Origin of the sequence: Paenarthrobacter nicotinovorans (assembly GCF_007670255.1) — a bacterium.
In the GTDB taxonomy this organism is placed as follows: domain Bacteria; phylum Actinomycetota; class Actinomycetes; order Actinomycetales; family Micrococcaceae; genus Arthrobacter; species Arthrobacter nicotinovorans_B.
In genome coordinates, this window is record NZ_SZVS01000005.1 from 292389 (window position 1) to 317460 (window position 25072).

General features: G+C 64.1%; 20 protein-coding genes. 7 read left to right on the top strand and 13 right to left on the bottom strand.

Annotated elements, in window-relative coordinates; translation table 11 throughout:
- The first annotated feature begins 4 nt into the window (after positions 1-4).
- Genes FDP28_RS10380 through FDP28_RS10390 form a run of 3 tightly spaced genes read left to right on the top strand, consistent with a single transcriptional unit; the run spans position 5 to position 3595 of the window.
- Positions 5-952, top strand: a complete 948-nt coding sequence (locus tag FDP28_RS10380) for an ABC transporter permease (protein WP_144661350.1) — start codon at positions 5-7, stop codon at positions 950-952.
- Positions 953-962: 10 nt separating this feature from the next.
- A complete protein-coding gene (locus FDP28_RS10385) occupies positions 963-1937 on the top strand; it encodes an ABC transporter permease (RefSeq protein ID WP_144661351.1) in 975 nt (324 codons plus the stop codon).
- Entirely contained in the window at positions 1934-3595 is a 1662-nt protein-coding gene (locus FDP28_RS10390) for a dipeptide ABC transporter ATP-binding protein (protein WP_144661352.1), read from the top strand. The genes FDP28_RS10385 and FDP28_RS10390 overlap by 4 nt, the downstream gene beginning before the upstream one ends.
- 126 nt (positions 3596-3721) lie before the next feature.
- On the opposite strand, the gene FDP28_RS10395 is transcribed toward FDP28_RS10390, so the two are convergent.
- Complete coding sequence (locus FDP28_RS10395) at positions 3722-4000, bottom strand: hypothetical protein (RefSeq protein WP_260842421.1); 279 nt, start codon at positions 3998-4000, stop codon at positions 3722-3724.
- A 285-nt stretch (positions 4001-4285) separates the two neighbouring features.
- On the opposite strand from FDP28_RS10395, the gene FDP28_RS10400 reads away from it, so the two are divergent.
- A complete protein-coding gene (locus FDP28_RS10400; protein WP_144661353.1) occupies positions 4286-4864 on the top strand; it encodes an adenylate kinase in 579 nt (192 codons plus the stop codon).
- Here FDP28_RS10400 and FDP28_RS10405 read toward each other — a convergent pair.
- The 4 genes from FDP28_RS10405 to FDP28_RS10420 form a co-directional block, all read right to left on the bottom strand.
- Complete coding sequence (locus tag FDP28_RS10405) at positions 4861-5652, bottom strand: glycosyltransferase family 2 protein (protein ID WP_144661354.1); 792 nt, start codon at positions 5650-5652, stop codon at positions 4861-4863. The genes FDP28_RS10400 and FDP28_RS10405 overlap by 4 nt on opposite strands.
- Positions 5649-7013 (bottom strand): bifunctional PIG-L family deacetylase/class I SAM-dependent methyltransferase, encoded by a 1365-nt coding sequence (locus FDP28_RS10410; RefSeq protein WP_144661355.1) that lies wholly within the window; start codon positions 7011-7013, stop codon positions 5649-5651. The genes FDP28_RS10405 and FDP28_RS10410 overlap by 4 nt, the downstream gene beginning before the upstream one ends.
- Entirely contained in the window at positions 7007-8116 is a 1110-nt protein-coding gene (locus FDP28_RS10415; RefSeq protein WP_144661356.1) for an acyl-CoA dehydrogenase family protein, read from the bottom strand. The genes FDP28_RS10410 and FDP28_RS10415 overlap by 7 nt, the downstream gene beginning before the upstream one ends.
- A 100-nt stretch (positions 8117-8216) precedes the next feature.
- Positions 8217-10364: an FG-GAP-like repeat-containing protein gene (locus FDP28_RS10420; RefSeq protein WP_144661357.1), complete on the bottom strand. Its 2148-nt coding sequence runs from the start codon at positions 10362-10364 to the stop codon at positions 8217-8219.
- 294 nt (positions 10365-10658) lie between these two features.
- Here FDP28_RS10420 and FDP28_RS10425 point away from each other — a divergent pair, with 294 nt between their 5' ends.
- Complete coding sequence (locus tag FDP28_RS10425) at positions 10659-12962, top strand: SulP family inorganic anion transporter (RefSeq protein WP_144661358.1); 2304 nt, start codon at positions 10659-10661, stop codon at positions 12960-12962.
- Between the two features lie 256 nt (positions 12963-13218).
- Positions 13219-13815, top strand: coding sequence for a DnaJ family domain-containing protein (locus tag FDP28_RS10430; protein ID WP_144661359.1), 597 nt, complete (start codon positions 13219-13221; stop codon positions 13813-13815).
- Between the two features lie 79 nt (positions 13816-13894).
- Here the strand turns inward: FDP28_RS10430 and FDP28_RS10435 are convergent, their stop codons facing one another.
- Together FDP28_RS10435 and FDP28_RS10440 are read right to left on the bottom strand one after the other, a co-directional pair.
- Complete coding sequence (locus tag FDP28_RS10435; protein WP_144661360.1) at positions 13895-15223, bottom strand: ammonium transporter; 1329 nt, start codon at positions 15221-15223, stop codon at positions 13895-13897.
- A gap of 174 nt (positions 15224-15397) precedes the next feature.
- The gene (locus FDP28_RS10440) at positions 15398-16564 is read right to left on the bottom strand and encodes an MFS transporter (RefSeq protein WP_144661399.1); all 1167 of its coding nucleotides are present in this window, start codon (positions 16562-16564) and stop codon (positions 15398-15400) included.
- A 239-nt stretch (positions 16565-16803) separates the two neighbouring features.
- Between FDP28_RS10440 and FDP28_RS10445 the strand changes: the two genes are divergently transcribed.
- Positions 16804-17535: a glutamine amidotransferase gene (locus FDP28_RS10445; protein ID WP_144661361.1), complete on the top strand. Its 732-nt coding sequence runs from the start codon at positions 16804-16806 to the stop codon at positions 17533-17535.
- Positions 17536-17610: 75 nt separating this feature from the next.
- Here FDP28_RS10445 and FDP28_RS10450 read toward each other — a convergent pair whose 3' ends face one another.
- The 6 genes from FDP28_RS10450 to aceB all read right to left on the bottom strand — a co-directional run bounded on the left by FDP28_RS10450 (position 17611) and on the right by aceB (position 25066).
- Positions 17611-19791 (bottom strand): transglycosylase domain-containing protein, encoded by a 2181-nt coding sequence (locus FDP28_RS10450; RefSeq protein ID WP_144661362.1) that lies wholly within the window; start codon positions 19789-19791, stop codon positions 17611-17613.
- Positions 19792-19899: 108 nt separating this feature from the next.
- A complete protein-coding gene (locus tag FDP28_RS10455; protein ID WP_144661363.1) occupies positions 19900-20400 on the bottom strand; it encodes a sensor histidine kinase in 501 nt (166 codons plus the stop codon).
- A gap of 142 nt (positions 20401-20542) precedes the next feature.
- Positions 20543-21127: a DinB family protein gene (locus tag FDP28_RS10460; RefSeq protein WP_144661364.1), complete on the bottom strand. Its 585-nt coding sequence runs from the start codon at positions 21125-21127 to the stop codon at positions 20543-20545.
- A 249-nt stretch (positions 21128-21376) separates the two neighbouring features.
- Positions 21377-22189 (bottom strand): bifunctional allantoicase/(S)-ureidoglycine aminohydrolase, encoded by an 813-nt coding sequence (locus tag FDP28_RS10465; protein WP_144661365.1) that lies wholly within the window; start codon positions 22187-22189, stop codon positions 21377-21379.
- 14 nt (positions 22190-22203) lie between these two features.
- The gene (locus FDP28_RS10470) at positions 22204-23466 is read right to left on the bottom strand and encodes a DUF6986 family protein (protein ID WP_144661366.1); all 1263 of its coding nucleotides are present in this window, start codon (positions 23464-23466) and stop codon (positions 22204-22206) included.
- Position 23467: 1 nt separating this feature from the next.
- Positions 23468-25066 (bottom strand): malate synthase A, encoded by a 1599-nt coding sequence (gene aceB / locus FDP28_RS10475; RefSeq protein ID WP_144661367.1) that lies wholly within the window; start codon positions 25064-25066, stop codon positions 23468-23470.
- Positions 25067-25072: the final 6 nt, after the last annotated feature.

Consider the following 25072-nt stretch of genomic DNA (forward strand, 5'->3'; position numbering starts at 1 on the left):
TCCCATGATCCGCTACATCGGCCGGCGGTTGCTGCAGGGAGCGTTCGTTCTCTGGGCTGCCTACACCGTGTCCTTCCTGATCCTGTACTTGCTGCCCGGCGACGCCGTGAGCATCATGGCCAGCGGCGACGAACAAAACGCCGTTGACCCTGCCCTCGTGGCCAAGCTGCGCAGCGAGTACGGGCTGGACAGGCCCATCCACGAGCAATACTTCATAGCGCTGGTGAAGGCCCTGCAACTGGACTTCGGCGTCTCCATCAAGAACGGAGTACCGGCCACGGCCACCGTCGCCGAGGTCCTGCCGGAAACCATCAAGTTGGCCATCGCAGGATTTGCGCTGGCCGTGGTCCTGGGCAGCGCCTTGGCAGTGGTTGCAGCCTTCAGCCGCAACCGCTGGATCCGCACGGCCTTCTCCTCGCTGCCGCCGCTGGGGATCGCGGTGCCGACGTTCTGGATTGGCCTGCTGCTGCTTCAGTTCTTCTCCTTCCGGTTCCGCTTGTTCCCGGCGATAGGGAACGACGGCGGTGAAAGCCTCGTGTTGCCGGCGTTGACTTTGGCCATACCCACCTCAGCCGTGATCGCCCAGTTGCTCACCCGGAGCCTGCACCAGACTCTCGGGGAGCCGTACATCGAACAGATCCGGGCCAAGGGAGCCAGCGAAGCACTGATCAACTTCGGCCATGCACTGCGGAATGCCGCCATTCCAACCCTGACCATGCTGGGGATCCTGGTGGGAAACCTGCTGGCCGGAGCCGTCGTGAGTGAGACAGTGTTCTCCCGCGCCGGAATCGGCAGGCTGACTGTCACGGCGGTGAACAGCCGGGATATCCCTGTGGTGCAGACACTCGTGGTCCTGGCCGCAGCCATCTTTGTGATCACCAGCTTGATCGTCGACCTGATCTACCCACTTGTGGATCCGCGCATCAACACGGCGCGCGGAGCCAAGGCCTAGGAGGGCCAGCATGTCGCAGCAACTTGATAGCCGGGTGGAGACTGTCCCGGATTCCCCATCCGGCAGTATGCTCCCGCAAGCGGCCGCCCTCCCGGAGGCCCCCACGGAAGCCGACCGCCCGGCGTCGGGCCTGTTCCCGGGGGCTCGGAAGGCCCGGGCTTGGCGATCCTTGGCACGCCGGGCCGCCGCCCGGCCGGGGCTGGTGCTGTCCGTCATTGTCCTGGCCACGGTGATCCTGTGGGCCTTGATCCCGACGGCGTTCACGTCATGGCCGCCGGACGCGGGTGTTCCCTCGTCCCGGCTCAAACCGCCGTCCGCCGAGCACTGGTTCGGGACGGACAGCCTGGGCCGCGACCTGTTCTCCCGCGTGGTGCATGGCTCGGCGACGTCCCTTGCTGCAACTGCCGTGGCTGTTGCGGTGGGACTCGTTGCGGGCTCTGCGTTGGGCCTGCTCGCGGGCTCCCTTCGCGGCTGGGTGGACGATGCGATCATGCGCGTCATGGACGTTCTCCTGGCCATCCCCAGCCTGTTGCTTTCGCTGGCTCTGATCACGGTGCTGGGCTTTGGAACCATCAACATTGCCGTCGCCGTCGGTGTTGCCAGCGTGGCTAACTTTGCCCGCATCATGCGCGCCGAGGCCCTCCGCGTCAGCACCGCCGTCTACGTCGAGGCTGCCCGTTCGGCCGGGGTGCGCTGGCACAGCATCCTGCTCCGGCACATCCTGCCCAATGCGGCCGGCCCGGTCCTGGCGCTGTCCGCGTTGGAGTTCGGCATGGCTGTGCTGTCCATTTCGTCGCTGAGCTTCCTCGGCTTCGGTGCTCCGCCGCCCGCAGCCGAATGGGGTTCGCTCGTGGCCGGAGGCCGCGACTACCTGGTGGCCGCGTGGTGGCTGGTGACCTTGCCCGGCGTGGTGATTGCCGCCGTCGTGCTGTCCACCAACCGCATTTCGCATGCGTTCCAGGACGCTGAAAGGAACCGGAAATGAGTCCGCTGCTGAAGGTCGAGGGGTTACGCGTCGATTACCTGGTCAACGGCGAAGCGAAAACCGCCGTGTCCGGTGTGTCGTTCGAGGTCAATGCGGGCGAGGTTGTGGCGATTGTCGGGGAGTCGGGCTCGGGCAAGACCACCACCGCGCACTCCATCATCAACCTGCTGCCCGGGAACGCGCGCTTTGCGGCCGGCAGCATCACGTTTGACGGGGCCGACCTCACCTCGCTGACCCGCAAGGAATGGCAAGGCGTTCGGGGCAAGGAAATCGGGCTGATTCCGCAGGACCCCACGGCATCGCTCGACCCGCTGCAGAAGGTGGGCGAGCAGGTAGCGGAGGCCCTGACCATTCACCGCCTGCAGCCTCGGAAGGAGGCCCGACGTCGGGCGGTTGAGCTGTTGGGGGAAAGTGGCATCCGTGATGCCGCCACCCGCGCGAAGCAGTATCCGCACCAATTCTCCGGCGGGATGCGGCAGCGTGTGCTGATCGCGACGGCCCTTGCCGCCCAACCAAAACTGGTCATTGCCGACGAACCCACCAGCGCTTTGGACGTCACGGTGCAGCGCCAGATTCTGGACAACATTGCCGCCCTGACCGCCGAACGGGGCACCGCCGTCCTCCTGATCACGCACGACCTCGGTGTCGCCGCAGATCGGGCAGACCGGATCATCGTCATGAAGCAGGGCGCCATTGTGGAGGAGGGGCCGGCCGCCGCGGTCCTGGGCAATCCGCAGCACCCGTATACCGAGCAACTCATTGAAGCGGCGCCCGGCTTGAGCCCGCGACGGTTGCGTTCAGTGGGCGCCTCCGGCTCCCTTTCCGGTTCTGTACCGGGCGGAAGCCCGACGGCGGATGGCCAGGTTTTGGTGCAGGCGGAGGCACTGCGGAAGGTCTTTTCGCTGCCCCGAACCGCCGGTGGTGCGCGTTCTTTGACCGCCGTGGATGACGTTTCCTTGGACATACGCCGTGGCGAAACGCTGGCGTTGGTGGGGGAGTCCGGCTCTGGAAAGAGCACGGTGGCCCGGCTGCTGTTGCGGCTCGAAAAGCCGACCTCCGGTTCGGTAGTGTTCGACGGCGTCGACCTCGCCTCGGTGCGGGGTGAGCGGCTGCGCCAACTGCGGCGGCGGTTCCAAGTGGTGTTCCAGAGCCCCTATGCCTCGGTTGATCCCCGGTTCTCTGTGGAGGACATCATTGCCGAACCGCTCCGGGCTTTCGCTGAGGGGTCTCCGGCAGAGCGGCGTGCCCGGGTGCGTTCCTTGTTGGACGAGGTGCATCTGCCCGCGGGCTATGGTTCCCGGCGCCCGGCTGAGCTTTCCGGCGGACAGCGGCAGCGGGTGGCCATTGCCCGGGCCTTGGCCTTGAAACCGGAACTCGTGGTGCTGGACGAGGCCGTGTCGGCACTGGATGTGTCCGTGCAAGCCCAGATCCTTGCCTTGTTGGTGGAGTTGCAGGCGCAGGAATCGTTGAGCTACCTCTTCATTTCGCACGACCTCGCCGTGGTCCAGCAGATTTCCGACCGAGTAGCGGTGATGCAGTCCGGCAAGCTCGTGGAGATCGGTGACGCCTCGGACGTTCTGGTGAACCCTGTGGAGGAGTACACGAAGGCCCTGATCTCAGCCATCCCCGGCCGCCAAAACCAACCCTCTCTCACATAACCCCGGCTTCCGGCGCACCCTCTCTCACATAACCCCGGCTTCCGGCCGACCCTCTCTCACCTGGTGATAGAGGGTCGACGGGAAAGGGGCGGTATGTGAGAGAGGGTTGGAGTGAGGCCGGGCTTGTCAGTGCTGGCCGAGCGAACCACCCAGAGGCGGCACGGCACCCGGTCCCCGTCGGCCCTCCGGTCCGGTGGCGTCCTCCGACGTGTCTCCTTCGAAGACTCCGGCACCTGATTCGTCCTCGTCCGAGCGCTCGGCCGCACTGCGGGTGTCGCTCTCAGCCGTGCCGTCCGAGTCGCCCTCAAGGTCATCGGCCAAGCCATTGGTCTGGTCGAAGGGGTGGGTGATCGGATCCAGGGTGTCTTCGCTTGCGGTGGTGCGTTCCGTATCCTTCTCGGTCACGGTGTCCTCCTCGCTGGCTCCAAATTCATCAGTAAACTTACAATATCCGCTATTGGAGCCGCGGACCAGAGGCTTGGCGCGGCGACCGCCGTCGAACGTCCATGCGTACCTTCCCGACCCTCTTTGGGGCGGCCTTGCAGCAAAATCAACCCATATTGGGTGCTTATCGCTTCAGGCCGCGGGAAAGTGGGTCGGGAAGGTGCGGGACTTACGACGCCGGGACGGCCGCGCTGCTGCGGGCGTATCGTTAAAAGCCCCGGCCGCCTCTCGAAACGGACCAGTGTCATGGCGCGAATCATCATCATGGGCCCCCCGGGTTCCGGCAAAGGCACTCAGGCAGTCCACATCGCCAAGCATTTCGGCGTCCCGGCCATCTCAACGGGGGACCTGTTCCGCGCCCACGCCCGGGAGAGGACCGGACTCGGTTTGGAAGCGGGCGCCTACATGGACCGCGGGGAGTTCGTGCCGGACCACGTCACCACCAACATGCTCAAACAGCGGCTCGAGGAAGTCGACGCGGCCAATGGCTTCCTGCTGGACGGCTATCCGCGGACGGTGATGCAGATCGGGGCCTTGGACGAGTTGCTGGCCATGAGGGGACAGGCTCTGGGAGTCGTCCTTGCGCTCACTGTGCCGGATGATGAATTGGTGGCCCGTATGCTGCTTCGTGCCAAGGAACAGGGGCGCCGCGACGATACCGAGGATGTGATTCACCGCCGTTTGGAGTTGTATCGGGATGAGACCCAGGCAGTGCTGACGGCTTACGTGCAGCGCGGAATCCTGCTCACTGTCGATGGATCCGGCGAGCCTGAAAACATCACGGCCGCCGCCATTGCCGCCGTCGAAAAAGCATTGGTGCCCTAGCCCGTTGCCGCCGGGAGTTCGCTCCCGAGCACCCGGAGGTAGGCCGCGAAGCCCTCAGGGGCGCGGGCGTAAGTGCGCCCGGACGTCAGGACGCGTGTGGTGTCCGTAGCAACCACGCGGAATCCATGGCTACGAAGACGTTCCACCAGGACACGGTCCTCGTGTGCCCGAAGTTTGGGAAATCCGCCCGCCGCCAGGTACGCGGAGCCCCGGACTCCCAGGTTCGCACCGTAAATGTGCTGGTGGTCCTCGCGGAACGGGTGCAGTTCCAACCAACGCCCCAACAATGATGGGTCGAGGTCGTCCGGGTCAGGTTCCACGGAGCCCAGGATGGCATCGGCTCCATCGTCAGCAAGCTCAACCTGGCGGGTCAGCCAGTTCGCCGGAACTGTGGAGTCGGCGTCGGTATTCGCGAGCCAAACCGCCTGCACCGAACCAGCCTGCAGCTGAGCCGGGTTCAGCTGAGCCGGGTTCAGCTGAGCCGGGTTCAGCGACGCCAATGCTGCGCGGATGCCCAGGCGCCGGCTGGACCCCGTGCTGCGGAGCGCAACGTTCATCGAACTGAACCGGGGATCGCCTGCCACGTAGGCAGCCGTGATGTCCGCCGAGCGGTCAGTGCAGCTGTCCAGGACGACGGTGACGGCGACTTGAATCTCCGGCCGCGCCTGCTGCAGAGCGTCCGCTGCCGTTCCGAGCGCAGCAAGCGCTTGGCCGATGTGCTTGTCCTCGTTGTGGGCGGGCATCACCACAGCCACCTGCCGGATGCCCTGCGCTGCCGGAGTTGTCATGTCGCCGTGTCCGGAGCGACGAGGACCTCCAGGATGAAGTCTTTCTCCCGGTACAGCCCGTGGGTCGGCCACTGAAGAGTGGTCCGGGCCATAGCATGCACCGCCTCCGCGTCGAGCTGCCAGCCGGAGATCGGGTGCCGCCAATGGCACAGAAGCAGCGTGCCTCCGGGCCGGGTGGAGGTCTGGATCCGTTCAAGGAGTTCGTTGAGTTCGTCCGGTGAGAGGTAGTAACCGGTCTCGGACAACACAACGAGATCGAAGGTACCCTCAGGCCACTCATGTGGCACGGTGAGATGGCGGAACCTGGCCGAAGGGTGTCCGGGGAGGCGTTTGCGGGCTTCTTCCAAGGCCGTGCTGCTGGCATCGACGCCGAGGAAAGTCCGGCAGCGTTCCGCGAGCTCCTGGCTCAGTGTGCCGATGGAACAGCCCAGTTCCAAGCCCGATTCATAGGATTCCCCGGGCAAAGCGGCCAGGGTCAGTGCGCGCTTCCGCCGTTCGTACCAGCTGGTGGTGTACCTCCAGGGGTCTGCCTCCCTGGAGTGGACCTCATCGAAAATCCGCTCCGCATCCTTGGCGCTGTTGTTGCCAGCCGTGGAAGGGTGCCACACGAAGGTCTCCCACGACCTGCCGAAGTGCTCCAGGAAGGTGCTTGAAAGCAGGGTCTCATCGCCGGGCTCTGCAGACAGGGGTTCCGTTTGTGAGGCGTGGGCGCTCATGGCGATGGCTTTGGCCTCCTGCTCGGCGGCCGAGAGCGGTACCCGGACCCACTCACGCCACGATCCGTCGTCCGGGCCCGCCCACAGCCAGTACCAGATGGGGTATTCCAGCAAGCCGTGGCCGCCGGTTGTGGCGACCTCCGCAGCCGTCGAGCCAAGGGTGTCGTGGTCGGTGTGTCCGTCCGAACGGTAGGGGGCAATGATGGCCACGTTTTCCGCCGGCCGCCCTGATGATGAAATGACCTCCCGCACCGCGGCCGAGATCCGGTCCGCGTTGGCTGCCAGTTGTCCGTCCGGCAGTTCCAAAAACCGCCAGTCCGCGCTGGGAGCCAGCCCGGACACGGCCGCGTCGAACTCTGTGAGCCTGACAGCGGCAAGCTGCTCCGCCGTCGTCGTGGGCGATTCCGGGTGCGACGCCTCCCCGGCAGTGCAGAGCACGAATCTCACGTCCGCGCCCGCAGCGTGCAGTTTGGCGACCAAGCCGCCCGCGCCGAGGGTTTCATCGTCCGGATGCGCCGCGAGCACTACGAACGTCATGCCCGCGAGTTCGTCATGGTCCAAGGCGAGCTCGGGGAGGGCGGCGACGCCGCTGCGCGCCCAATCGGCCTCGGCGGTGCCGGCATCGGCGTGCGTAAAGGTCACCAACTACGGTCCCCCTTCAGCGTCAAGGCGCCCAGCTGGGCGTCGTCGCGCATGGCATGGTGCTGCCGGATGTACAAGGACAGGTCCGCCATGCGCTTTCCGTAGGCCTCATCGAACGCCAGCGGGCCGGGGCCCAGGTTCTGCGTCACCAAGGTTTGGACGCGCTCGACGGCGGCCGCTACAGTTCCGCGGACACGCAGGGCATCGCTCCAGGGGCTTGGGTTGTCATGGGTGGCGTCGTCGGGATCGGCCTCGGCGTCGGGCTCGACGGCGTACGCCTCGCCGGCGTCGATGCGTTCGGCTGTCTGGGCGAGGTAGCCGATGACTCCGCTGATGGTGCGGTCGATGTCTCCCAAAGCGGCCAACGCAATCTGGTCCGGTTCGCGGCCACTGGCTGCGGCTTTCGTGAGTGCCGTGGCGAAGTCCCTTGCTATTGCGACAGCGCCGCCCAGCCAGCATGCGGCCACTCCCATGCCACCCCATGCGAATCCGGAGCGCTTGAAGTACCAATCATCGCCGCCGACGGGGATGGCCGGAACGTTGTCGAAGTGAACTGTTCCGCTGGGGATTTCCTGCAGGCCGCGGCTTGTCCAGGCAGGGGTCTCTGCCGTCACACCAGGGTTCTTCAGGTTCACAGCGAACGCGGCCCGTGCGCCGTTGTCCGGAAGGTGCGCTGTGATGAGGGCGCCGTCCAAGTACTGGGCCAGCGAGCACCATGGTTTGGAGCCGCTGAGGACAAAGCTGCCGTTTGCGGTCCCCTTGGCTTCGAGTTTCATCCCCGGACCCTCGGCGGCGAAGACTCCCCATGCACCTACGGTGTCGGTTTCGACGCCGGACTGGGACAGGATCGCGAGGGCATCCAAGTGGGGCTCAAGGACCCGCCCCGCGGCCACATCCACCGCCGTTACTGAGGCGAGGAGTTCCCATAGCTTGGCCGTGTTGCCTTCGCCGGGCATGGGAGCTGTTTGCCCAACGTCCTTTGCGATGCTGAGCAACGCCGGAACATCACCCACTGCGGCGTGCACTTGGTGGAGCAACGGCTCCAGGGCTTGGAGCTGTACAGGGACCGAGCTGATGTGTACGGGCTGGGGGTCGGGTGCGCTCATGGACCCAGCCTATTCTAAGGACCCTTAGTTTAGCTGCGGGCGGAAAAGGAACGACGGCGGGAGGTGCCCGCCGTCGTTCGCTTGCTTTTGTCTTCGCTTGCTAGATGATCAGGTTCATGGTGTTCCAGCCGGACCCCACCATGCCGCGGGGGAGCCAGCCTCCTTGGCCGTTGCTGGGGTAGAGCCACAGGGCGCCGCCCGCGTCGCGAGCCAGGAGGTCCACGTTGCCGTCGCCGTTGAAGTCGCCGGGGCCGACGATCGCGGTCATGGCGTTCCAGCCGTAGCCTACTTGGGTTGGCCCATGGAAGCTGCTGTAAGTGTAGAGGTCATATCTGGCTACGGAACCGCTATAGAGGCGTAACGTACCGCCTGCGTCGGTAGCCAGGAGGTCCACGTTGCCGTCGCCGTCGAAGTCGCCTGACCCCACGAGTGCCGTCAATACTTGCCACCCGTTGCTTAGTCGGCTCCGTTCCAGCCAGCCGCCGGCTCCGCTCCCTGGGTATAGCCAGAGGTAGCCGTCGGGATCGCGTGCTACCAAATCCGCGGCACCATCCAGATTGAGGTCCCCGACTGCGGTTACTGCGCTCATCGAAGTCCATCCCTGACCGACTTGGACTCTTTGAAGCCAGCCGCCGCGCCCATTGCCGGGGTAGAGCCAAAGTATGCCGCTGCCGTCCTGCGCCAATAGATCGGCTCTTCCATCACCATTGAAGTCACCGGGGGCCACGATGGATGTCATCACATTCCATCCGACGCCCACGTGGAGCCGGGGGAGCCAGCCGCCGTTGCCCTGACCAGGATATAGCCAGAGATTTCCGTACCCATCGCGGGAAAGGACATCTGGGTTTCTGTCGCCCGTGAAGTCGTGCCTAATGTCGTCGGGTTTGACGGTGATGGTGAAAGGTGGACTCACGGCATCAGGCGCATACGTGTTTGTGACCGCTATACGAAAAGTGAAGATGCCGGCGGAGGTGGGGATCCCTGACAGGTATCCGTCCGGGTTCCAGGACTCCAGAGTAAGTCCTGGGGGGAGCTTGCCATCTGCGACCTTGAACTGCGGTGTCAGCGATCCGGTGGCCGTAAACCTGAATCTGTACATTTCGCCGATCCGGCCGGTTGTCGGCGGAGCGCCGGATGTGATGGTTGGACTCACATTCTTGCCATTGATGACAGCCACGGAGCCACCCAGCACATCAGCGACATAGATCTTGTTGGTGGCTTCGTTGATCGCCAGATCTCGGGGTCCGCCGACTCCTGGTATTTTCCCCTCAGCGCCGGTTATGCCATCGAAGACAGATACGTAGTTTCTTGCGCCACTGCTTGCATACACCTTATTTGTTGCCTCATTGACGGCAATATCTGCAAAATGGTTATATTCACTTAGAGGAAGATACTCAACGGAATTTGTTGCGCCATCGAGGGCTATGATGCTGTTGCCCGGCCAGTTGGTCACGTAGACGCGGTTCGTCTTACGATTCACTGCCATCCCGTGGATGGTCGTAGCCTCCACGGGAACTGTGGTGACCGTATTATTCTTTGCATCTATAGTAACAATTGAGTGCGTGCTGGCTTGGCTGACGTAGACCTTGTTTGTTGAGTCATTAACTACAACTAAGTCACCGCGGGCGCCGATGTCGATGTTGGAAACTTCGTTGGTTACTCCATCAATCACAGCGATTTCTGAATCCAAGAAACCTGTCACATATAGTTTGTTTGTGATCGAGTTCAGTGCCATCTTTGCGTTATCTGGTATGGTCAACGGCACGATCGTAGAGGAGTTGGTGGCACCGTCGATAATCATCACACCGTCTCTGTACGCGATGTAGATTTTGTTTGTTGCTTCATTCACTTCCATGGAACTAGGCGACGTGCCAGATGCGAGTTCAGCGGTGATGTTGGTTGCACCGTCAATAACGCTCACGGAACCAATGCTTAAATGGGCCACATAAATCTTATTTGTTTTCTTGTTGACCGCTAGGTATCGGGGATAGTTGGCGACTGGGATGCTTGTGGTGGCTTTGGTCGTGAGGTCGACCTTCGTTATCGACCCGCCCTTCGGATCAAGTACGTAGGCGCTATTGGAAGCACTGTTGAAAACCATCCCGCCGGTGTTAGGCGCCGTTATTCGCTCTGACACGATGTCTGCCTGGGCTGGCTCGGCTGCGACGCCTACGAGGACCGTCGCCATCGTGATCAAGGCCAGGAATCCGGCAGCAAGACGCCTCCCCGCGCCCCCAGCAAAAGTCATCAATGTACCCTGAGCAGCCAATGCTCAACCCCCCAAAATCCGGTGCGCGACTATCGCGTCAACCAGCGAAGCTTACAGCCAACTATCAGGAAAATGTGATGCGGGACGCATTGTGTCCGTCGGGGGCTCAAAGGCCGACAGCCCCCAACGAGCCCACCCCCCGCAAAAGTTCCCCTTTGTCGCCACATGACACCGCATCTTCACAACTTTTGTCATGCGAGTCACATCTGCTTGTCACTGGGCATGACAGATTCCGTAGCTTGGAAGGGTCAGATCCCGAGCCAGGAGAACCCAATGCCCCAATCCAACGAATCCGCCACCATCCCCGCCGACTCCCACAGCCCGCCGGGACCGGAAACCAGCAAGCCCAGCACTGGAAAGCCCAGCTTCCTCAGCAACCTCGGCGCCGACCTCCCCGCATCGCTGGTGGTCTTCCTCGTAGCCCTCCCGCTGTCCCTGGGTATCGCCGCCGCCTCCGGAGCGCCCATCATGGCTGGCCTCATTGCCGCGGCCGTGGGCGGAATTGTCGCCGGCAGCCTTGGGGGCTCCCCACTTCAGGTGAGCGGCCCCGCCGCGGGGCTGACCGTCGTCGTCGCCGGTCTGGTTGCCGAGTTCGGCTGGCAGGTGACGTGCGCCATCACGGTGGGTGCCGGCGTCGTGCAGTTGCTCATGGGTGTCAGCCGTATCGGCCGTGCCGCGCTGGCAGTGTCGCCGGTGGTGGTCAAGGCCATGCTCGCGGGCATCGGAATCACCATCATTTTGCAGCAACTCCATGTGCTGCTCGGCGGGCAAGCCGCAGGGTCCGCCGTCGAAAACCTCACCGCGCTCCCTGCCGCCGTCACCAACGTCGAGCTGCACTCGGCGCTGTTGGGGCTTGCCGTCGTCGCGATCCTGCTGTCTTGGAAGTTCCTTCCCGCCGCGGTGCGAAAAGTGCCAGGGCCGCTTGCCGCCGTCGTTGCCGTCACGGCGCTGTCCGTTGCAGTGGCGCCGGGCGTGGAGCGGATCAGCTTCAGCGGTTCGATTTTCGACGCCGTCGCCCTCCCCAGCCTGCCCGACGGTAACTGGCGCGCCGCCGCCATGGCCGTCATCACCGTGGCGCTGATTGCCAGCATCGAGTCCCTGCTCTCCGCTGTCGCCGTCGACAAGATGCATGGCGGGATCCGCACCAACCTCAACCGCGAACTCGTCGGCCAAGGCTCGGCGAACATGGTCTCCGGCATGCTCGGTGGCCTGCCAGTGACCGGCGTGATCGTCCGCAGCGCCACCAACGTTGAAGCCGGCGCGAAGAGCCGGACATCCGCCATCCTGCACGGCGTGTGGGTCCTGGTGTTCTCCGCCTTGTTCGCGGGCCTCATCCAGCTGATACCGCTGTCCGTCCTGGCAGGTTTGCTGTTGGTGATCGGCGCGAAGCTCATCAAGGTGGCCGACATCCGCACCAGTCTTCGCACCGGTGATCTGCTGGTCTATGCCGTCACCGTGGTCTGCGTTGTGGTCCTGAATCTGCTGGAGGGGGTCATCATTGGCCTGGCCCTCGCCGCGTTGTGCGTGCTGTGGAGGGTGCTCCGGGCGCAGATCCAGGCGCACGCCCCAGCCGGGACCGGCCTGCCGTGGCGGGTGACCATCGCCGGCTCGTGCAGCTTCTTCGCGCTGCCCCGGCTCAACCGGGTCCTCCACTCCGTTCCCGAAGGCCAGGACGCCGTGGTGGAACTCAACGCCGACTACCTCGACCACGCTTTCCGCGAATCCCTGGTGGCCTGGGAGAAACAGCAGCGGAACAGCGGCGCGACCGTGGTGGTGGAGGAACACGGCACCACCGCCTTCACCGACGCAGAGGACAACACGCCGCAGCGCCAGGAACCGCGCGAATTTCCGCTTCCCCCGCGCACGACGTGGCAGGCGGCGGACGCGGCAGCCCAGAGGAACAACGACGACGGCGACCCCCACCCGCCGCTGCGGTCCATCCTCCTGGGCATCGACAAATACCATCGCCGGCACGCAGACAAGGTCCGGCCGTTGGTACAGGACCTCACCGAGGGACAAAATCCTGACACCTTGTTCGTGGCCTGCGTCGATTCACGCGTGAATCCCAACCTGATCACCAGCAGCGGCCCCGGCGATCTGCTCACGCTGCGGAACATTGGCAACGTAGTGTGCAGCGATGACCACGACGCTTCGATCGACTCAACGCTGGCCTTCGCGGTGAAGGCCTTGTCCGTGGACTCGATCGTCGTTTGTGGCCACTCCAATTGCGGAGCCATGAAAGCTGTGATCGCGGATGCCGAGGGTTCGGATGCTGGATTGGGGCGCGGGTTCGATACCTGGCTTGAGCACGCACGGCCCAGCTATCAGGCGCTCCTTGCCGGACACCCCGTAGCCCGTGCCGCCGAAGTCGAGGGCTTCAGCCGCCTGGATCAGTTGAGCATGGTGAATGTGGCCATCCAGCTGGGTAAGTTGTCCGAGCACCCCGTCACGGGACCCGCATTGGCGTCAGGGCAGGTGCAGGCAACGGGGCTGTTCTACGACATCTGCACGGCCCGCGTGGTCCTGGTAACGCCCGAGGGAATCGAGCAGTTGGACCCGAGCATGGCCGTCCGCTAAGTCAGGCGCGGCCGAGCCCGGCCGGCCCGCGCCGCCGCCACCCACTTTGGGCCGCGAAACTGCCCCGACGCGCCGTACCCACGGCGTGTCGGGGCAGTTTCGTGCCAAAGCAGGTGGTGGCGGCACACGCTTCGCCCAGTGGTTTCAATCACGCCGCCGTGGGTACGGGATTAACCATTGAAAGGTGCGGAATACTGGACGTAGAACCACGAATTCCGGCAGACGAGGGCTGCCGTTCGAGGAGGTGGCCCACACAGTGAATGACGGGAACAACGCTTTCAGGCGGAGGCTCGAACGCGGGGCGGAACTTCGTGCCGTTCGCGGCTGGGGCGGCAACGCGCAGGAAGACGCCGAGCTCGAAGCCGCGGAGGCTGAGGAACGCGAGAAACGCCGGAAGGTCGATGACGCCGCCCGCGTTGAATACCTGATCCGCGATGCCATGAACCAAGGGAAATTCGACAACCTGAAGTACGCGGGCAAACCGATTCCCGGGCTCGGCGAGCACTACGATCCTGACTGGTGGGTCAAGGGCCTCATCCAGCGTGAACGCCTGAGCGGGATCGGCCCTCCAGCCATCCTGCTGCGGATTGAAGACGCCGAACTCGACGAAAAGCTGGACCAGCAATACACCGAAAAACAGGTCCGGGACATCCTGGAAGACTTCAACAAGAGGGTCATCGAAGCCAGGCGTCAGTTGCAGGGCGGCCCTCCGGTGATCACAAAGCTCCGGGACGTGGACTCGGAGGTTGAGCGGTGGCGGCAGCGCAGAGCGGCCTCAGCACCAGCGGAACCGGAACCCGCTCCGGACATCAAACGCACGTGGTGGCAGCGCCTGTGGAACGGCTCCGGCTGATCCAACTGGTTCGCGCACAACAGCAGCCGACGGCGGAACCCGGGTCCCGCCGTCGGCTGCTGTTTAGGTTGTGGTGGCGTCAGGCCAGGCTGTCTTCCTTGGCTTCGACGGACCGGGAAGCGGCAGGCTTCCGCGTGATCAACGCCGACAGGTGTGCCTGCTGCTGGCGGAAGTGGCCGTGCGCGGTGAGCCCGAACTCGTAGGCGGACTCGGCGTGCTGCGTGAGGTCGACTCCGGTGATCTCGTGCTCGTGCGGAACGCGGAAGCCGATGGTCTTGTTGATGATCCGGCCGATCACCAGGGTGCCCAGGCCGGACAGGGCGATCGTGATGATGACAGCCACGGTCTGCGCGATGAGCTGCTGGGGGCCGCCGCCGTAGAAGAGGCCGCCGCCAACCCCGTCAACAGGGAAGGCGATGAAGCCGAGGGAAAGGGTGCCGATGACGCCGGCGCCGAAGTGCACGCCCACCACATCAAGGGAGTCGTCGAAGCCGAACTTGTACTTCAAATCAACGAACACGGCGCAGGCAGCTCCGGCCACAAGGCCCAGGCCAACAGCGGCCAGCGGGGTGATGTTGGCGCAGGAGGGGGTGATGGCCACGAGGCCGGCAACGACGCCGGATGCCGCGCCCAGGGACGTGGGGTGGCCGTGACGGATCTTCTCGACGACGAGCCAGCTGAGCATCGCCGCGGCAGGAGTTACCAGCGTGTTGACCCAGATCAGGCCGGCCTGTTCGGCTGTGGTCGCGGCACCGCCGTTGAAGCCGAACCAGCCGAACCAGAGGATTGCTGCGCCGATCATGATGAACGGGACGTTGTGCGGGCGGTGGTTGGGGTCCTTGGCGAATCCGTGACGCTTTCCCACGATCAATGCGAGGACGAAAGCGGCTGTTCCCGAGCTGACCTCAACTACTGCGCCACCGGCAAAGTCGATCACCTGGCCGAAGACATCGGTGATTGCACCGCCGGCGCTCATCAGGCCGCCGCCCCACACCATGTAGGCCAAGGGGCAGTACACAACGGTGACCCAGATCGGCACGAACAGCGCCCAGGCTCCGAACTTGGCCCGGTCGGCGATGGCACCACTGATGAGTGCGACGGTGATGATGGCGAAGGTCGCAGCGAAGGTTGCCTTGATGAGATCGGGGGTGCCTACGAGGTCCTGCAGGCCGAAGTGCGCGAAGGGATTGCCGAACAGCCCAAGGAAGCCGTCGCCGGTGGTCATCGAGTAGCCCCAAAGGACCCACACGACGCCCACGATGCCGGCCGAGATGAAGCTCATCATGATCATGTTCAGTGCTGCCTTGGCGCGGGTCATGCCGCCGTAGAACAAACCGAGGCCCGGGGTCATGAAGAGCACCATTGCCGCCGACAACATCATCCAGACGTTCTGCGCAGAGATCTCCACCTGCGTTCCCTTCTTATCAAGCCTGTCCGAAACGGGCTGGACGAATCCGGCCCTCGCTAGCCCCCCGATCAATATTCGGTGAGCTATGTTTCCGACTCAGAAGAGCAAAGTTGCAGATAAGTTACAGAAATCTCCGGTTCGTGAAGATCAGGTCACTGGCATGTTTCAAGGATGTTAACGGCGCTTCTCCCGCGGCCCGGCAGGGTAGCCGCCGCGGCGGCTGGCGATGATGATCGCCAGCGCTATCGCCGTCGGAATCGCAGCTGCCAGCGGAACCAGTTGGGCGCCGAAGCTCGTGAGGGCGAATGCGCCGTACACAGCGCCGACGGCGATGCCCAGTTGGATGGTCACCACCGTGAGACCGTTGGCAGCGTCCTTGTGCTCTCCGCCCGCGCGCAGGATCGCCGCCTGGTTGTAGATACCTACGGCACCGAACGCGATTCCCCACAATGTCATCAGGCCAAAAGCGCCCACCCAGGTGCCGCCCACCGCAGGCAGCAGGGCGAAAGCCAGCGTCAAAAGGACGACGGCGGCAATCACCGAACGCCGCGGGTGCGAGTCAGCGGTCATGCCGGCAATCCAGATGCCCACCAGGCTGGCCACTCCCACCACGGAGAGGGACAGGCTGGTAGCGGATTCAGGAAGACCTGATGCGAGCAGGAACGGCGCAACGTAGGTGAAGAGCGTGAAATGGGCCAGTAACAGCAGGGGCCAGGCGATGGCGATGGCGACCACACCCGGCAGTTTCATTGCCGCCCGCAGTGACGGAACATTTCGGCTGCCGTGATCATGGGCTCCGGGAAGAAGCCAGAAAGCAAGCACCGCCAAGAGCACACCTACTCCCGCAAGGACGAGGAAGGATGCCCGCCACGTCATCAGCGATCCCATGAGAGTGCCGATCGGAGCGCCCACGGCGAGTGCGATGCTGTTGCCGCTGAACACAACCGCCATGGCCTTGCCAACGGAGTGGGCCGGAACGATTCGTGCCACGAAGGGCGCCATGCTGGACCACAGCATGCCGTGTGCGATGCCGCCAAGAAGCCTGGCACCGATGGCCCACCCCAAGGCGGGGCTCAATGCCAGCAGGACATTGCTCAGCGCAAAGGCCAGGACGGTCGCTATCAGCAGGGTTTTCCGGGGCAACCTTCCGGCCAGGAAACGCGAGAGGGGCAGGGCAGTGAACACGATAATGGCCGCGTATACCGCCGTCAGTGAACCTACGGCTGATTCCTCCACGCCCAGGTCCCGGCTGATCTGGGGCAGCAACCCGGAGGGCAGGAGTTCCGTTGTTACCGCGGTGAAGCCGGCAGCTGCAAGCACCAACAGGCCACCCCACGGGATCTTGGCCGGCCGGTGGCTTGCTGGCTGGTCCCGGGATGTCGCCTCCTCCGGCCTGGGCGCTTGCTGGGTGTCTGCCGCGGCAGGGTCCTGCGTCAAAGACGTCTCCTTTGGTGTGGGTCGCGTTTCGGGGCGTTAGCGCGAACAATCACAACGCTACGCAACGAAAGCCTGCGGAGGGAGTGTCTGTCAGACCCACCCAGCACTTGGAATCTGCAGGCAACCTCCCGCACACTGGGCCTGTGAAGCCGTTCCTCCTGCTGGCCACCCGCGCCGAAGACGCCGCAGCCGATGATGAATACCAGGCCTACCTGCGCTATTGCGGCTTGGAGGAGCCCCAACTTGTCCGCGTCCGCCTGGAATCCGGCCCCATGCCGCCCGTCGATCTGGCGGACTACTCCGGGGTGATCGTCGGCGGGAGCCCGTACACATCCAGCGACCCTGTGGAGGACAAGAGCCCTGACCAGATTCGTGTCGAAGCTGAGCTCTCGGCCCTGCTGGACCGGATCGTGGCTGAGGACTTCCCTTTCCTGGGTGCCTGCTACGGCGTCGGAACGCTGGGAGTACACCAAGGCGCTCTCATCGACCGGCGCTTCGGTGAACCGGTGGGCGCCACGGAGATCAGGCTGACTGCGGAAGGGGAACGGGATCCCATGCTGCAGGGTGTCCCATTGACCTTCGAGGCGTTCGTCGGGCACAAAGAGGCATGCAGCAAACTCCCGGGCCACGCGGTGTTGTTGGCGAGCTCAGCGGCGTGCCCCGTTCATATGTTTCGGATCAAGAACAACCTCTACGCCACACAGTTCCATCCGGAGCTCGACGCCGATGGCCTCATTACCCGTATCAACATCTACAAGAACGCAGGGTACTTTCCGCCCCACGAAGCCGATGCGCTCATGGCAGCTGCCCGGGAGACGTCCGTAAGGGAACCCATGCGGGTGCTCCGGAACTTCGCGCGGCGGTACGCACGCTAGTTGTGCGGCCTGCTTTGCGTGCTTGGGAGACACCTTGGGGCGCAGAGCAGGCCTCGCAACGCAGGGGCCCCCGGCTTACCGCGCCGCGGGAGGAGAAGTGCTGGGCTGTGGTGCGGGCGGGGGAGCTGGTGCCGGGAACGGCCCGCTCGGGTAGAGTGCCGTGGCTTCCATCATGTAATTGGCCCACTGCGGGCCGGCGATCATGTAGCCGTCCAAGGACTTGTAGAACTTCCCGTTGATGGTGACGTTTTGACCCGCCCGCTGTTGTCCCGCCGTCGTGTCTCCAAAGAACGACGCCGTGGCGAGCGTCGTCGTGTACCCGGCCACCCAGGTGGCACCGTTGTTGTTGGACGTGCCGGTCTTGGCCGCTACCGGAACCCGGCTCTGGACTTTCGGTTCGATGTAGACGCCGGAACCCAGCTTGAGCACGTCCTGCAGGACGGCGTTGACGCCGCGCGCGACGGCCGGCTTGACGGCGTCGCGGCAGTCGGGCGTTTGGGCTTCGTATTCCCGTCCTTGGGCGTCGCTGATCCCCGTGATGGCGATGGGCTCGCAGTAGGTGCCGTCGTTGGCGAAGGTTGCGTAGGCGCTCGCCAGGATGACAGGCGCGACGCCGATGGAGCCCAGGAGGTTGCCGATCTGGTGCATGTTGATCGGTGCATTATCCAAACCGCTGTGAAGGCCAACAGTGTCCACCATGCGCTGGATTCCGCAGAAGTCCAGCTGGGCTGCGGTGGCGAAGGTTGCCGTGTTGATGGAGTTGTAGAGGCCGTAATTGATCGGCATGGGTCGGTAGTAGCCGGGGTCGTTGTTCTGGAGATCGTCATCCGCCCCAAGGTTCTGTGCTTTTTGCGCGGTGCTGTAGCCGCCCAGCACCTTGCCGCAACTGGAACGCCAGGGGAAGCCCACGGGGTAGACCCTCCGGGAGGCATCCACCACAGCAGTGGGGTTCTTGCCTTCGTTGAGCCACTCGGCGTAAATGAACGGCTTCATGGTGGAGCCGGGCTGGAATCCTCCGGCCCCGTTGAGGTCATAGCCGTTCTCATCTTTGGCATCGACGTTGAAGTTCAGTTGGGTATCGAACTTTCCGTCCTGGGGGACGAAGACTGTATTTTGTGCCATTGCGAGGATCTTGCCCGTGCCCGGCTGCACCGTGGTCATCGCAGCGCCCCACTTGTCCGTGTTGTCGCCGGCGGAGGCGTCCACCTGTTGCTGTGCGACTGCCTGCAGCCTGCTGTCCAAGGTGGTGGTGATGGTGAGCCCGCCCCGGTAGAGCAGCCTCTCACGGTCCTGGACAGTATCACCGTAGGCCTCGTCGTTGAGGATGAGGTGCGATACGTAATCACAGAAATAGGTGGCGATCGCAGCTCCGGCGCAGCCTTGCAGGGACGGGGTAATCTGCAATTCCACGGGAGTGGCCACTGCAACCCCATGGTCCACGGCCGTGATCATCTTTTGCTCCAGCATCCGGTCAAGGACAAGGTTCCGCCGTGCCAACGCCGCGGCGGGGTCCACGGTGGGATCGTAGATGCTGGGTCCGTTCACCAACCCGGCCAGCAATGCAGCCTGGGGGAGCGTCAGGTCCGCCGCGGAGGTGCTGAAGAAGTACCGCGACGCGGCTTCGATGCCATAGGCATTCCGGTTGAAGAACACGATGTTCAGGTATCCCTCGAGGATCTGGTCCTTGGTGAATCGCTTCTCCAGCTCCAGGGCAAGCTTGATCTCGCGCAGTTTGTCTCCCACGGTCTTTTCGCCGCTGAGTACTACATCCTCCGGGCGGCCTTGCGAGAGCCGTGATTCATTCAGCACATTGGTCACGTACTGCTGCGTCAGCGTGGAGGCGCCCTGTTTGGTTCCCTTGGTCAAGTTGGACGTCAAGGCACGCATGATTCCGTGTGCATCAACACCGGCGTGCTCGTAAAAGCGGCTGTCTTCGATGGCCACGATCCCTTCGCGGATGAAGGGCGACATATCCTCGAGGGGAACCTTGACCCTGTTCTCTGCGTAGAACGTCGCGATGAGTTGGCCGTCCGCGGTGACCACCTTGCTGGAAAGGGAGGGTGACTCCACATCCAGCTCACTGGGAAGGCTTTCGTAGAACCCTATGGATCCGCCCACTGTCGTGCTGGTGAAGGCAACCACCGGGACCACGAAGCCGGAGATCAACACCCCGCAGAGCAGGCTCACGACGAAAAACGCCAAGACCCGCAGCAGGACCTTGCCCAGACCCAGGGGTCCTTTGCTGTTCCGCGCCATTTTCGTGCCAATCCGTAGGGGATGCCAGGCTGAAAAGTAGCTACAGAATACGTCCGGATCGTCAGCTGTTCCATGGGTCAGGTACCCAATAAAGGTCCCAAAACGGACTCAATCCAGCGGCAGCGTCACCCGCACACTGGTGCCCCGCCCAACGCTGGAGTCGATGTCGACTGTCCCGCCGGCGTCGTGAACTGCAATGGACATCAGCAGCAGCCCGAAACCGTGACGGCGGCCGCTGGGTGCAGCGTGGATCTCGAAGCCGTCGCCATCGTCCGTAATGGTGAGTTGGATCCCGTGGTACACCGCGTTGAGGCGGACGGTCAGTTCAGAGGCGTTCGCGTAGTTCAACGTGTTGCTGAAGGCTTCCTGGGCCACGTGATAGAGCAGGGCCGCCGCGGAGGAAGAGATCTCGATGCCGTGGTGGGGAGTCTGCCAGTGGACGGTGACCCCGGCCCGGCGGAGCGGTGCGGCGAGCCTGTCGATGCATCCTGCGACGCCCAAAGCGTAGAAGTCGACGGGGTTCTGGTCCTGGATGATGCCCCGGACTGCCCTTACTTCTGTTGGAGCTGCTGCCTGTTCCATTGGTTCCCCCACGTCTTTGTGTTCCATACCGGAAATTCGTTGTCGGAAGGCCTCTGGTTTGGTCTTCCGCTTGAATCCAGCGTGGCGCGGCTATATCAAGGAACCTTTTCGATTAGCTCAATTTCGGATCAAGTTTGCGTGGCGGCGGGCAGGGGACTTGAAGGGTTCGCTAGAGCCCTCCTTCTGCTTCCAGGGCAGCTTCTTCTATGCGCTGACGGTGGGCGGCCAGTTCGTCTGCCGTTCGTTCAGGGATGTTGGGGTCATTTGGCCTTTGCCCGGCCTGGCCGTCAATGAGTTCCCGGATAATGTCCGCGTGTCCGGCATGGCGGGCCGTCTCGACACACATGTGGACCAGGATCTGGTGCAGGGTGACGTTCTTCTTTTCCTCGGACCACCACGGGACGACACCGGGGGCATCCAAGGGGAGAGCCTCGATGGTTTCGTCGCTGCGTTTGGCGGAGAAGTGGTGGAGGTCGATGATGTCCTGCATGCTCTCGTTTGCCGGAACCCACATATCGGCATCGGGCTCTGCGTTGTCCTCGTACCAGGGGAGATCGCGACCGTTGGGGCGTCCGAACGTTTCCCCAAAGTAGCCGAGCTCCACGCTGGCCACATGTTTCACCAAGCCCAGCAGATTGGTTCCCGTGGGCGTCATGGGCCGGCGGGCGTCGTATTCGCTGAGGCCCTCGACTTTGCCGAGAAGGTCCTGGCGGCGGGTGCGGAGATAGTTGAGCAACGTTGCTTTGTCATCCATGGGTGCACTCTACCGAAGTGCCTCGTCCGCGGTTCCCGCAGTGTTCCCGCGAACTCGGCCATGCTGCCCGCGAATTCGCTGGAAGATCGCGACTTCGCTGGAACCTTCCCTGCGAAGTCGCAGCGTTCCCGCGATCTCGGCGCGGCGGGTTAGCAGCCGCGCGGACAAACGGCCGACTTCGCCGGAAAACGACGAAATCGCCGGAACGTTCCCTGCGAAAGGGCAGCGTTCCGGCGATCTCGGCGTAAATCAGGTCAGCTTCACCTGGCGGTTCATATCCTTGTACAGCAGGTAGCGGAACTCGCCCGGACCACCGGCGTAGCAAGCCTGCGGGCAGAAGGCGCGCAGCCACATGAAGTCGCCGGCCTCAACCTCGACCCAGTCGTTGTTGAGCAGGTACATGGCCTTGCCCTCCAGGACGTACAGGCCGTGCTCCATGACGTGGGTCTCCGGGAAGGGGATCACGCCGCCGGGCTGGAACGTGACGATGTTGACCTGCATGTCGTGCGCGAGGTCGCTGGAGTCCGTGAAGCGCGTGGTCTTCCAGACGTCATTGGTGTCCGGCATGGACGTGGGCTCAATGTCCTTCTCGTTGGTGACGAAGGACTTCGCCTCGTAGCCCTCGAGCCGCTCGTAGGCCTTGCGGATCCAGTGGTAGGACACGATGTCGTCGGAGACGTTCTCCACGCCCCACTCCGCACCGGCGGCGAGGTAGGCGTAGCCGCCCTCTTCGAGGTGGTGCAGTTCGCCGTCGAGGGTCAGGTTGAGCTGGCCCTTGGTGACGAAAACAACGCCTTCGACGCCCGGCTCGAACTCCGCCTTCGGAGCGCCGCCGCCCGGAGCGATCTCCACGATCAGCTGCGAGAACGTGGTGGCGAAGCCGGAGATCGGACGCGCGATGATCCAGGACCGCGTGTTGGTGAAGCCCGGCAGGTTGCTGGTCACGATGTCCGTGAGGACGCCCTTGGGAATCACGGTGTAGGCCTCTGTGACGATGGCCCGCTCGGTGGTCAGGTGGGTCTGCGGCGGCAAGCCACCGGTGGGGTAGTAATAGTTGCCCATCAAGGTGCTCCTAATCAGTGGGAAGTCGGTTGTGCGAGCCGCGGGTGCGCCAGTGCGGTCAGCTGCGGAAGTTCGACGCCGGCAAGCGCCTTGACCTCGTCGGTCCCCACTGCGCCGCACTGGACGCCGCGGAGGACGAATCCGGCAAGCGCACGGGCGGTGGCGGGCTCGTCCATGACGCCGCCTTCGGTCCGCTCGACGTAGTTGCGCAGGCGCAGCGCCGCGGCGGGCAAGCCTTCGCGGTAGAAAGCGTACGACGCCGAGAAACGGCTGGGGAGCTGGGCGGCGTGGAGATCCCAGCCCTGGTAGTAGCCGTTCTCCAGGGAGCGGCGGACCAGTCGGCCGTGCAGCTTCCAGGCGTCTTCCACTGCGTCACCCACGGGGATGATGTTGGTGGAGCCGTCGGAGAGGCGGATGCCCGTGCCGGCAACGGCGAGCTGCATGACTTCCTTGGCGAAGTCGGCCACGGGGTGTTCCATGGACTGGTATTCCGCGGAGATGCCGAGGGATGCGCTGTAGTCGTAGGTGCCGTAGTGCAGTGCGCTGATGCGGCCGGGGACCACGTGCGGCAGCTGTGCCACGGGAGAGGTTCCGTCGGCGCCGAGGATGAGCTGAGGGGTTTCCACCTGCACCTCGAAGCGGAGCCGGCCGGAGGGGAGTCCGAGGACTTCCTCAAGGCGGGAGACCGCGTAGTCCATGGCCTGGACCTGGGCCACCGTGGTGACCTTGGGCAGGGTGAGGATCAGCCCTGCGGGAAGCTCCCCGGCCTCAGCCAGCGTGGTAACGAACAAGTCCAACGTCCGAAGACCACGGGCCCGGGTGGGGGCCTCGAAGCACTTGAAGCGGATGCCCATGAAGGGCGGAGCCGTACCGGCCGCAACCGCAGCGGCAACGGCCTTGGCGGCAGCAACGACGTCGGCGTCTTCTGCCTCGTCGCCCCGGTCACCGTAGCCGTCTTCGAAGTCCAGACGGAGGTCCTCGATGGGCTCGGAAGCGAGCTTAGCAGCAACCCGGGCCGCGACAGCGGCAGCGAGGTCGGGCTCCTGGCCCAGCAGCTGTCCCAGCTTTTCGAGGCCGCCGTGGGCCTCCGCCGTCGCGAGTGCCTGGGCACCCCAATCAGCCACAAAGGTGGGCGTGAAGCGGTCGGCGGGGACGTAGACGGTATGGATGGGCTGGCGGGAACCGTCGTCGCCCGGGTAGTTGCGGTCAAGCAACTGGTCCGTGGCGGCGAGCTGGTCCTCGATGTGGGCCAGATCGGAAGAGGAGAACGAACCCATCTCAGCCCACCAGCTCATACGCGGGCGTGGTGAGGAAGTCCGTGTACTCGTCGGAGAGGCAGATGTCCTCGATCAGCTTGGACGCGGGCTCGTAGTACTTGGTGAAGTTCTCGTCGCCGAATTCGATGCGCAGGCGCTCGGTCTCTTCGCCGAGGATGCGGGTGACGAGCTCGCGCGTGACCGTGTTGCCCGTGTCCGCGAGGATGGATTTGTTGCGCAGCTGCTGCCACACCTGCGAACGGGAGATTTCCGCCGTCGCGGCGTCTTCCATCAGGTTGTGGATGGCCACCGCGCCGCTGCCGGAGATCCATACGCCGGTATAGGCGACGGCGACGTAGAGGTTCAGGCGCAGGCCGGCTTCGGTGACGGTACCGCCGGCGGAGGCGACGTCGATCAGCTGCTCGGCAGTGACGTTCACCTCGGGGCGCTGCTTGTCGATCTGGTTCGGGCGGTCGCCGAGGACGGAGTCGAACACTTCGCGACACGTGGACACCAGGTCAGGGTGCGCAACCCACGAACCGTCGAAGCCATCGTTTGCTTCGCGGGTCTTGTCGGCACGGACCTTTTCGAAGGCCGCGGCGGTGACGTCCGGCTGCTTGCGATTGGGGATGACGGCGGCCATGCCACCCATGGCGAAGGCTCCGCGCTTGTGGCAGGTCTTGACCAGGAGTTCGGTGTAGGCGCGCATGAACGGGGCTGTCATGGCGACGGTGGCGCGGTCGGGGAGGACGAATTCCTCGCCGGCATCACGGAAGTACTTGATGATGCTGAAGAGGTAGTCCCAACGGCCGGCGTTCAGGCCTGAGGCGTGGTCGCGCAGTTCGTAGAGGATCTCGTCCATCTCGAAGGCGGCGGGGATGGTCTCGATGAGGACCGTGGCGCGGATGCTGCCCTGGGGGATGCCGAGGAAGTCCTGGGCGAAGACGAAGACGTCGTTCCACAGGCGTGCTTCGAGGTGGCTCTCCATCTTGGGCAGGTAGTAGTACGGGCCGTGGCCGTTGAGGAGCAACTGCTTGGCGATGTGGAAGAAGTGCAAACCGAAGTCCACCAGCGCGCCGACAGCCGGTTCGCCGTCGATCAGCAGGTGGCTCTCCTCCATGTGCCAGCCACGCGGGCGGGCCACAACAACGGCCAGGGGAGCGTCCGTGCGGAGGCGGTATTCCTTGCCCTCGGGGGAGGTGTAGCTCAGGGTTCCCTGGGCGGCGTCGCGCAGGTTGAGGATCGCGTCGATGACGTTGGGCCACGTGGGGGTGGACGCGTCTTCGAGGTCGGCGAGCCACACCTTGGCGCCGGAGTTGAGGGCGTTGATGGCCATCTTGGCGGGGGTCGCCGGGCCGGTCATCTCAACGCGGCGGTCCTGCAAAGCTGCCGGTGCCTCGGCAACCTTCCAGTCGCCGTCGCGGATTTCCCGGGTCTCCGGGAGGAAGTCCAAGCGGCTGGTCTCGGCAACCTTCTGGCGCTTGGCCTTGCGGGCCTGGAGCAGTTCGTTGCGGGTGCCTGCGAAGTTCTTGTGGAGTTCCTCGATAAAGGCCAGGGCCTTGGGGGTGAGGATTTCCTCGGCGCGATCGATCGGCCGGGGATCGGTGACTGTTATAGCCATGTGAGC